The 11418-nt window shown below is 34.3% G+C and carries 6 protein-coding genes; 3 read left to right on the top strand and 3 right to left on the bottom strand.

The window, feature by feature from the left end:
- The first annotated feature begins 248 nt into the window (after positions 1-248).
- The 3 genes from Q0L29_RS13145 (at position 249) to Q0L29_RS13135 (ending at position 3691) form a co-directional block, all read left to right on the top strand.
- Positions 249-914, top strand: coding sequence for a hypothetical protein (locus Q0L29_RS13145; RefSeq protein WP_296622381.1), 666 nt, complete (start codon positions 249-251; stop codon positions 912-914).
- Positions 915-933: 19 nt separating this feature from the next.
- Positions 934-2739, top strand: a complete 1806-nt coding sequence (locus Q0L29_RS13140; protein ID WP_296622380.1) for a prolyl oligopeptidase family serine peptidase — start codon at positions 934-936, stop codon at positions 2737-2739.
- A gap of 322 nt (positions 2740-3061) precedes the next feature.
- On the top strand, positions 3062-3691 hold the full coding sequence (locus Q0L29_RS13135) for an LON peptidase substrate-binding domain-containing protein (RefSeq protein ID WP_296622378.1): 630 nt from the start codon (positions 3062-3064) through the stop codon (positions 3689-3691).
- 27 nt (positions 3692-3718) lie between these two features.
- Here the strand turns inward: Q0L29_RS13135 and Q0L29_RS13130 are convergent, their stop codons facing one another.
- The 3 genes from Q0L29_RS13130 to mdh all read right to left on the bottom strand — a co-directional run bounded on the left by Q0L29_RS13130 (position 3719) and on the right by mdh (position 11389).
- The gene (locus Q0L29_RS13130; protein ID WP_296622377.1) at positions 3719-10024 is read right to left on the bottom strand and encodes a lamin tail domain-containing protein; all 6306 of its coding nucleotides are present in this window, start codon (positions 10022-10024) and stop codon (positions 3719-3721) included.
- A 138-nt stretch (positions 10025-10162) separates the two neighbouring features.
- On the bottom strand, positions 10163-10384 hold the full coding sequence (locus Q0L29_RS13125) for a VF530 family protein (RefSeq protein ID WP_296622375.1): 222 nt from the start codon (positions 10382-10384) through the stop codon (positions 10163-10165).
- A gap of 84 nt (positions 10385-10468) precedes the next feature.
- On the bottom strand, positions 10469-11389 hold the full coding sequence (gene mdh, locus Q0L29_RS13120) for a malate dehydrogenase (RefSeq protein ID WP_296622382.1): 921 nt from the start codon (positions 11387-11389) through the stop codon (positions 10469-10471).
- Between the last annotated feature and the right edge of the window lie 29 nt (positions 11390-11418).

Here is an 11418-nt window from a genome sequence, read left to right as displayed (position 1 = left end):
GCACACACAATTGCTAAAAATGCATTTGATTACTGCTTCTAGCAAGGTGAAGAGCCATAATTGCCACAAAGCCAAACTTATGATTTCATTTAAATTTAAGACAAGCATTCAGCACGGCACTCTTCTTTTTTCTATCAATAATTGTGGTTATGGTTTGGCTTCGCTACTTTAGTATTTCATCAGCGAAGTGTAGCAAACGCATTTTAGCTTCGCGTTAAGTACTAGTAAAATATTTAATTAGATAATTTATGAATAGAGCATTGCTGTACTTCTTTTTTCTGTTTATCAGCTTCTCATTTTTCAATTACGGCTGTAAATCAGGAAAGCAAGCCACCTCTTTCAAGGATTCAAAGCAGTCAATAGATACGCTTGCGTTATTTTCTCCGCATGTTATCGTTGAGGCTGCAACTAAAACTCAGCGTTTACCAGATGATGAACTTGCTTTAAAACTATCCGACAAAATATCTGGAACAACTATCTCCACGCTAAAAAGAAAGTACAGATTGGAAAATGAGCCTTTTTTTCTGGAGCCAAGTTTAGATGGTGAGATTTCCGCCTTTTTCAATGACCTTGATTCCTTGGAAAGCGGAGTAGACAATATTCCTCTGCCCTATTGGCTGAAGAATGATAGGTATGAGAGTAAGGGTCGTTACTTTATGGCTACATTCGTTTACGGCTATTATCATCCTGATTATGAACCAAACTATGTAATGACACAAAGCCTACGGACAAATACCATTTTATTGGGCAGGTCTGGACTGAATTGGGTTAGTATTAAAATAGTATTGGCAGACAGGAAGACAAATAAAATTTTGTTCTACAATGCAGATAATTCTTATCAAAGCGACCCTAGAATTTTATCTTCTGTTGAAGCAATGATCAAGAAGTTAATCCAACCAATATATTACAGATAAAAACACCTGTACCTAAATCATGAAAATAAAACTATCCCTGATAAATGTATCCTTCATTATCCTTTTAACAGGATTACTCTGTACTATTGGAATTGGTATGCAAGCTGGAGCTATTATTATTTTGATAGCTTCAGGGCTTATCCTGTCAATTTTTATAATTCAAATCTTTCAATCAATTAAGAAAAAGAAGTTGTGGAACATTGATAATCTGATGTACACGACAACAATTCTGATTTTAGCGGTAATTTTTATCCATGATTTCAGCGTTTCGATCGCTATGCCTTTTTTAGGAAATGTTCCTGGTTTCGGTTCTGTATATTTAACCTCAGGTGTATTATTAATCATACTCTTTCTTTCGGCTAGCATTCGCCTTGTAAGTAAAGTCGGCAACAGCAAGAAACGCTCCCTTCTAATTACTATATTTTCAATAGTCTCAGCAATTTCTGTTTTAGGACTTATAGGTATGGCAGGAATAATCCCTCTATCTGGCTGGCTTATTACACACAGTTTAATATTTCTGGCCTTATTCTATTTCATACTCTTTGTCTCCTTACTTTTATCGGGCAATAAAGCAAATAAAGCCGAAAGTTTGACACTGGTGATTCTTAGCGGAGCGATGTTATTTTTCATGGTAGTAAGATTTAAATTTCCTCAATTACTGCCCCAGGGTCTTATAAATTCAATTGTTTCATTTGGCTTCATACCGATAATTATTCTACCTCTTTCAATACTAGTTATTAAAAGATTCCATTTTTTTACTGTTTTTGTTTTCTACTTCATTTTACTAGATTTCTACTTTATCCATACGAACAGAAATTTCAATTACCTTGTAACTGTAGGACTAGGTGGATGCGAGGGATACGAGAATGCGACTACATATCCAATCAACACTGACCCTGGCGTTCCGATCGAAGATTTGATGAGGGGACCCACCGAAAATGAACTAAGTACTATACTGACAGAATGGAAAAGGAAGGATTTCACCCCCAGTCAAATACAAATTGAATTTTCGGAAGTAAGATCAAACGGTGATTCTATTAAAGTTGTATCTCACTTGGTTAATGGACAGAAACATTATGGCCTAATTCGTATTCCAAAGGGCATTAATATTTCTAATGCTCCGATCTTATTAGGTCTAATGGGTGGAGGAACAGGAATAGATGTACTGAAAACAAGCGATCTTAACCGATTGTCGAGTGGTAGGTGTCGCGGACTTTTGGATAACTATATTTCTATCATGCCCTCTTTTAGAGGCAATATTTTAAGAGGTGAGGATTTTTGCTTTCGTTCTGAAGGATATTCAGGAGATGTTTGGCTGGGTGCAGCAGAAGATGCAGTTGCATTTCTGGAGGCTGTTAAATTTCTATATGACAAATCTGATAAAACCAAAACAATTGCTACAGGTATTAGCAGAGGGGCAACTGTTGCTTTAATAATTGGTGGAATGACCGATAAACTTGATTATATAATTGCAAATTCCACACACACTAAATTTTTAGACCTGCACGTTGTAAATAATGAAAGGGTTGGCGGATCTTACAGCCGGGTTTTTTATACACCAAAAGCAAGTCCTGAAGAAATCAGGAAACGTCTCATTACGAGCTCCCCATACTATTTTGCAAATAATCTCCCTGCATTTGAAATTCATCAAGGTACTGAAGATCAGAAGACCAGCGTATGGCATGCAAGAATTTTAGAAAATCGATTGAAGGAATTTGATAGAAACGACAGCACCTATAATATTTACATCCATGATGGTAAAGGTCATGCATATGATGATGATGAAATCGTTTGTGCTAGTCTTAGCCGCTTCTTGGAAAAATAAAAAAAATCTGATATTATGTACTAAATCATGGACACGCAAGGCAAACGGGCAGACCAAAGTTAAGATTCATACATTTAACGTTAGGGTTATATCAAAAGTAATACATTTTAATTTTAAGTTAGTCAGATATTTAAATGATTAACCCTATCAATTATTCTACTATCCATATTCTTTACTATAAATGAATAATATTGCTGAAAATCACACTATTAATTGAATGTTTTATAAATTTTTCCAATAAATAAAACATTTTTTTGTACGAAAACGCAACCTAAAAATTAAACAAGCCATTTAAATATTTGTATCAACATTAAATATTCAGATGAAACGAACATTACCACTTTTCCCATTAAATTTAGTGGCGTTCCCCTATCAAAATCTTAATCTACATGTATTTGAGCCTCGCTATAAGGAACTCATAGCAGATTGTATCAAGGAAAATAGCACATTTGCTATCCCATCATATATAAAAAACAAAGTAGAATATGGAACAGAAATGGAAATCCGTGAAGTAACTAAAGAATATGAAGATGGCCGATTCGACATAAAAACACGAGGAAAAGGGATAGTAAAGGTTCTGGATATGGAAAACCCTTACCAAAATAAAAAATACGCTATTGGTGCGATAGAGGAAATTCCCAATAAAAATAATGCGGATTTAATCTTGAAAGAAGAAATTTATCAGGCTATTCAGGAAATGTATGATTTAGTAGAAGTAGATAATAGAAAACTTTCAATGGATTTTCAGATTTTTGATATTGCCCATCAGATTGGACTCTCTACTGAAGCTGAGTATGAATTGATACAATTAACAGAGGAAAGACAGAGACAGCGATATGTAATGGATCATTTGAAAGTAATACTACCAAAATTGCGTGACATTCAACGGTCCAAAGAATTGATTCAAATGAATGGTCATTTTAGAAAATATAATCCACCTCAGGAGTTTTAATTCAAGTCAACTTTCAGCTTGGTTTCTTTATTTTTTTAATATTCTGAAGTGATAATTATTACTTTCATTCGAAATTTTTAATAGATAAATTCCGATTTCTAGTCCATCAAGTTGTAAAACTTTACGGCTACTTAATTTTCCTTCAAGAATTTTTACACCATCTATTCCCGTCAATTGATACTGATAATTGCCTGATTTCAATAATTCAATTTTCAATTCTGAATCCACAGGATTCGGATAAATCAAAATTATACTTTCAGGTTTAGAAGGATTTGAAGTAATGATTTCTTCTATACCTTTCAATCCAATACTATAAGTTTGACCGCCCGAAACATGAACAATCTCTCCTGAAATCTCCCCTCCCCTTGCGGCAATAGGCGAAAAACGAACGTAAATTCTTATTTCCGGAATATCGCCTCTTTCATTAATCGGTAGCTCTAATTCATTTGCATAATTTGAATTTTCCAACAGACTGAATTCAAAATTCTCATTTGTTGAAATCCTTAAATTTTCGGGTAAATTTTCAGCTTCTAAGCTGTAAGACTGAGGCTCTGAAAATTCATCCAAACTTATATTTCCAAAAAACAAACCATCTTCTGGAGCTTCTATGGTCAAAACCGTATCTCTCGGTATTATCTCCAAGTCTTCGACAAATTCAGGATAAATCAGAAATGTATCATTTCTTCTACTGATGAAGCCTGTCACATTTACTTTTCCTATTGGAATTTCTGTCCCTACCAATGGATGATTATAATCATTCAATTTGAATATCAAAGAGTCTGAATTATCATCAAAAATAAAATACTCTCCTTTAGCAAATAAACCTTCTTCAGAAATATCCAAATTTTCGATTCTAATTCGCTGAAATTCTAGTGATATATCAATCTCAGAAAGTGATTTTAATAATGGATCCACTATTACTGAATCTGAGGATAGTGTACTAATTTCAGTTTCAGGAATAAGACTTAACCAACCATCCTCTTCAGTTAAAATACCTTCTACCTCCACACTATCTCCGAAATTTAGGTTGGCAGAATTTAATCCTTGAATTGCAATTCCTCCTGTTTCATCTTGAATTATTCTCTTCTCCTCAAAATGATTATTTCCACCAATTACGACTCCTTTGGTTTTCACTCTTTCCCCTATCAACTTATTTCTTACGGAGGCTATGGTAGATAAAGTTAAAATTCCTTCTTGACCGCTTAGAGGTAAAAGTATTGTATCTGCATCACGGCTTAAATGAAGAATATTAGCTTGATAAAACTCCCCCGAACTATCATTAGGCATAAACCTTACAAAGATTTCGCTTATGCTAAAACTATCTTTTTCAAAAACCAAAGTGTCTGTTTCATCTGTAAACTCAGGACTCAATGAAATTTGAAAGGGTTCAGGCGCAACTACCAAAATAGAATCTTTTAAATTCTCAGCAGAAAGCTGATAAGACTGAATTTCTGAACTATCAGAAAAATTGACCAATCCAAAGTCGCTATTGAAGCCAGCAGTATCCAATACTATTTCAGATTGAATAAAATTGATTTCAATTGTTTCTGATAATATTCCATCCGTAATTTCAAATGAAAATAGTCCTGTTTGATCAAAACTCAAACTATCAAAAATACCTTGTCCATTTATCAAATTAAGTTCTGTTTGTCCAGACAATTCCCCCACACTGTCCACCACAATATTCATGGTTCTTTCGGCCTTGTCAATATTACCATTCCCATCTTCCAGGCTAATTTCAATATTGAATTCTTCTCCTACGTAAACTTCATTTGGGTAAATTGTATTCAATTCTGTTGGGACTACATCTATTGAATGAACAGAAGAAATAACAGCATCATTAAAATTATCCGCTAATTGTGAACCGTAAGGTTCCAATTGCCAGGCAGTTTGATTAGCTGGAATCTCAAAGACTAAATTTTGCTCATCCTCCACTATTTCATTCAATTTAATTTTCAATTGAAAGTTATTGGAATCACCATCATTCAATTCAAATATTTCCTCAAATTCAAAGACGATTGAATCAGTAAAAATCGAATTTTGAGTATTAATGACTCCTTCATTTGACAGATCATATAATTCTACTTCACTGAGTACTTCACTAAAATCAACCTCATTTTCAGCAGATGAATGGATGACCATCTGATTCACAAATGTTGATAAAGAATCACTTGTACCTCCATCAACTAATGTGAAATTGAAAACTGCTTCAAAATTTTGACTAGCATCAAAGGCATTGATTTCAGTTGCAGAAATTTGCTCAGATGCATTTAAAACAGTCACATCATAGTCAGCATTTGTATTGAGTGTAAAGAAGTCCAGCTGTCTAATTTGATTCGCATTCCCTAAAGTATCTTCCGCCACAATAAAAACAGAATATTCTGTATTGGAAGTTAGGTTTTGGATATTTACTGAGATAGAATTTCCAGCATTTTCTATTTCTATTTTTTCATTACCATAACTGATGATTTGTGCATCAGACTGAGGATTTTTCAAAGTCTGCAAATCCGGAATTGAATCTCCTATATTCTTGACAGCATAATAAACAGATGATAATTCATTGACCGTAAAACTCAAATCGACAGTTTCACCTTGAACGTTTAAAATTTGAGGCTCAGTCTCAAAAATTGGAGAATAAGAATCAGTAATTTCATTATCTAAGGACACTATTAACTGAATGCTATCATTTCTATTTTCCAAGATTCCATTCAAATCCACTGCGCCAAAAGGAAGCTGAGCATTTCCATCGAAATAGATATTGTTAGGCTCAATTTTTACCAATACAGTATCATTTGCATTTGTAAACTGAATTACATTTTCAGTAAAATCACCCCATAAATCAGGCTGAACTAAGGTCATACTATCGAATTGCACCCTTGTTCCTATCAATTCATTGCTTGTGCTTAAATCAGATGGAAAAATCGAATAAGTCTCTGGCAAAATCTCTTCATTATTGAGAATAATGACCGTATCAACATTGATACGAATGCTTCCATTTAGATCTTCTCTAACACCCAAAACTTTAACCTTATTTCCTGGGAGGATATTAGGGATTTCTACTACTGAATAAATAGAAATTCCTTGCTCATAGGTTGTCGATTCATCCTTTTGGATATAAAATTCAGTGTTTCCAATTCCAAAATCATTGGATGACACATAGCCAGTAGTCACATAAGTTGTTCCATTAATTCCATTTCGAATATCCTCTATTCTATCAAAAGCTTCAATAATTTCAATCTCATTAGAAGAAATGCTATCTATCAATGTATTGACCAACATTGAGCCTGAAACTGAAGATACAAATTCATGCTCGGTAGGAATTTGTAATGCAAATTGCTGGGTATCGTTTACTTCAAATCGGTTAAACCAAATGGCCAAGGTGAAATCAACGGATTGCCCTGAGGGGATTTCATATTCTTCATTTTCTGGAAAATCAATTTTAATACTATCATCAACTATGGTAAATTCTGCATTATTGATTTTTCCATTACCGTCTTTTAAAATAAGATTTAAAGTACTCCCCCAAGCCAAAGAATTAGTAGCAGCAGATTCGAAAACCATTTTCTCAATAAAAGTATATGCAGTATCATTTGTAGCCAAATCTGCTATTGTGAATGAAAACACATCCTGAGCTTCTATTTCTTCATCTATGGTAGACAACAAGCTAGAATCCACAGGCTGTAACAAATCATTGATTTGGGAATCTTCATCTAAAGCAATTGCAGTAGTGAAATTTGCAGTTGCCGCAGTATCCAAATTGTAGCAATTTTCTGCACCATCATAAGCGTAAATAGCAATATGATAGCTTGTACCTGAAGTAAGATTTGAAATATTAACATTTTCTCCATTTCCAGCAAATACAATTTTATTACCCACCCCTAATTCATCTGCCAAATTAAAATCAGGATTAGCGGTGTAGGTATTACCACTGATTGGAGGAAAATCAACTGCGTTGCCCTCTTTGATTAAAACAATCGAATTGAGATCAGTTGGAGCAGTCCAGTTTAACTCGACCGTACTTTCAGTAATATTTTGAATGGAAACACCTGTAATTTGCTCTTTTGGTGCTGCACATCTAAAATGATTACCTAAATAAGAAAATTCATCTGTATCATAAATAACCCATTCAGAATTCATATGACTACTGCCAAATGAAGCTAAATTATTAGGATTCCCTTCTGTGATTGAAGCTTTTCTAACTAAGGTTTTGTCTTGAGTAGCTTCTGAAACACCTGCAACCTCCCATGCTGTTCCCGGATCAATGCCAATTTCACCTATTACATCAATAATATTGCCTTTGTATAATAATGCTAAAGCATCGTCTCCATTGAAATTGGTGATAGAAAATTGTGTGGTATCAGCAATTTCTTGTAAAATAGAATCTGCACTTGTATTGGCAATCACTAAATTTTGCTGGTCGGCTAAACTATCCTGAATATTTGAAAGCTGATATTCATAACTTATGGTTTCGCTACCATTCGTATAAATAGCCAAAGAAAAATTAGCCAGATTAATGAATCCACCGCTATTATTAAAAACTTCTAAGGCTTTATTACTGCTACTTCCTTCTATATATTCAGAAATAAAAACTGAAGTTATCAATGGAATTATATCTATTTGAGGAGTATTTACTGACAAACCATTCCCATCAGAAACTTCAATTATGATACTTTCTTGAGTATCATATGCTAAATCTGTCCATTCATAAAAACCATTATTCATGTTTAGCGGGCCCAAGCCACCTGATGGAGAAATTAAATTTCCATTTCCAGTATTTAATGTAAGGCTGATATTCCTAGTTGCTAAATCTGTATTGCCATTTACATCCACCGCCCTGACACTCAAATTGAAGACTTCATTTACCAAAGCATTAGAAACTGTATTTATTTCAAAATCAGTAGCTTCTACTTCAATTCTAAAAGAATTGGAGGTAATGGTTCCTGCAATAGGATTGTTCAATAAAGAACCGTTTACGTCAGCTCCAAAACTATGATTTTCGGGAATTTCAAAGCCAAGAGTATCTCCATCAAACTGAGTTTCATTGAGCCAAATAGAAAGTGTTAGTGTTTCTGTACCTCCCTCTGCAGTGGGAAATTCATTTCCTGCCAAATCAAATTCTATATTATCCGGATTTATGGATAAATTACTGATAGTCAAATTAGAAACACCATCATTTAATTTTGCTCCTTTAATAACTGTAGACCAATCTTTTACTGTATTCTCAGCACTTTTTTCTATCATAATAGTATTGAGCAAAGTAGGTACGCCATCACTAGTACCCAGATCGGAAACATCAAATTTGAAAACCTCTACTGCTTCGGCTTCTGAATTAGCAATAGAAGGAATAGCAATAGAAGGAATTTGGGTTGAGGGAGTATTAATTTCACTGTCTGCATCAAAAGAAGTGGTAGTCGTGACAAAAATCGTTTCACTTTCTTTTAAATAGCATTGGTTCGTGGTTAAATACTCAAAAATTGCAAAATGATATTCAGTACCCTGTGTCAATCCTGTAATATTGACTGATGTGTCTGTTCCATCGTAAACCACAAAATTCCCGGTGCCGATCACATCCGCTAAGCCACTGCTAAAGTCAGCATCAGCAGTATATGCTGTCCCATTTTGAGGACTTTCATTTACAGCACTACTTTCTTTAATCAGGATAAGTACTCCATCACCATCTCCTTTGCTCCAATTTAAACTAATCTGATTATCTCCTATTTCTTCATTTAAAGGAATAGAAAAGCTTGCTTGAATTGTAGGAGACGCACAAGTAGCACCCAAAGTTTGACCGTTATTGAGTTGTCCTTTTGTTTTCAGGTCAGGTGCCAACCAAGAAAAATCTGAATAAGCAGTACCACTTCCTGTTAACTGTATTGACTCACCAATTGGAGTTGTAGTAATTTCCTCTACCAGCAAATCCTCTGAAAATTGTCCATCAGCAGGACCACCTACTCCAGTGAAAGCACCTTCATAACTGATAAAATGAAGTAAACTCCCTTGATAATCTAATGAAAAACCATCTGGAGCACCATTTTGAATGCCTGAGATATTTTTATAAAAAATAGTGAAGCCGCTTTCTGTATCTCCTGCAACGAAGGAATCCAAAGAATGAGAACCATAAGATTCCCCATTATTCCCATTGTAAAGATGAACTGTAAATAAACTTAAATCATAAGTGCTTGTATCCTCAATAACTACTTCTACAAACTCCCCTACATCACCTCCATCATTATCATAGTGAAACTCATTGATCCAGGCATTTTGGGCTTGGAGATTAAATACGAAAAACAGTAATAACAGAATGGAGAAAATAGGTTTTGGCGAAAATGACATTATTTTGAATACAATAGTTGAGATTCAAAAATGATAATTTACCTTCAAAATTCATAAAATATCGAAGAATTTCTGAATTAATATAAGTTAGTTGTTTCTGAGGAGATTATAAAAATCAAATAACTGCTTTCTGAATGTCTATTTCTTTAAACTTTTGATATACAGCCGTTCAACTTTTTCTCTAGCCCAGGATGTTTTCCTTAAAAAAGTCAAGCTAGATTTTATAGAAGGGTCATGATTAAAACTATTGATTTTAATCCTATCTCCCAATTCTTCCCAGCCATAAACTTCTACTAAATGCTCTAAAATAGCTTTAAGTGTTATCCCATGAAGTGGATTGTTGGGTTGTTTTTCAGGCATAATAGGTTGTTTTCATTGATCTAAAATGAAAAAAGCATCCGACATATGCCGAATGCTTTCAATATATTTTATTTAAGTTACTTCTTACAATAAACCGTTAGTTTTTCTTACTGCTTCAGCACTTTCATTCAATTTTGCTTTTTCAGCATCATCTAATTCAATCTCAACGATTTCTTCAATTCCATTTTTACCAATAATGGCAGGAACCCCTATTGAAATGTCTTTCAATCCATATTCACCGTCCAATAAGCATGAACAAGGAAACATTTTCTTAGAATCGTTAGCAATGGCATGAACCATAGCAGAAACTGCAGCACCTGGAGCATACCAAGCAGAAGTTCCCAATAATTTCGTCAATGTTGCACCCCCTACTTTGGTTTCTTCTTTTACGTTTTCTAATTTATCATTAGAAATAAATTTAGAAACAGGCACACTATTTCTAGTTGCTAATCTTGTTAATGGAATCATTCCAGTATCACTGTGACCACCGATTACCATTCCATCTACATCAGATGCTGGGCAATCTAAAGCCTCAGCTAATCTGTATTTGAAACGAGCTGAATCTAAAGCACCGCCCATTCCAATGATTTTATTCTTTGGTAAGCCGGTTGATTTATGAGCTAAATAAGCCATAGTATCCATTGGGTTAGATACCACAATGATGGTTACATTTGGCGAATTTTTAATTAAGTTTTCAGCTACTTGCTTTACGATACCCGCGTTTGTAGAAATCAATTCCTCTCTGGTCATTCCAGGCTTTCTTGGAATACCTGAAGTGATTACGGCTACATCACTATCAGCTGTTTTGCTGTAGTCATTTGTAACACCCGTGATTTTTGTATCAAATCCATTTAATGAAGCGCATTGCATTAAATCCATGGCTTTACCTTCGGCAAAACCTTCTTTAATATCAACCAATACTACTTCCTCTGCAAAATTTTTGATGGCAATGTATTCGGCACAACTTGCACCCACTGCACCAGCTCCTACTACGGTAACTTTCATTTTATTTATTTTATAAGTTAAACAATCTT

Source organism: Marivirga sp. (assembly GCF_024636815.1).
GTDB lineage: Bacteria > Bacteroidota > Bacteroidia > Cytophagales > Cyclobacteriaceae > Marivirga.
This window is presented reverse-complemented; position numbering and strand designations above follow the sequence as displayed.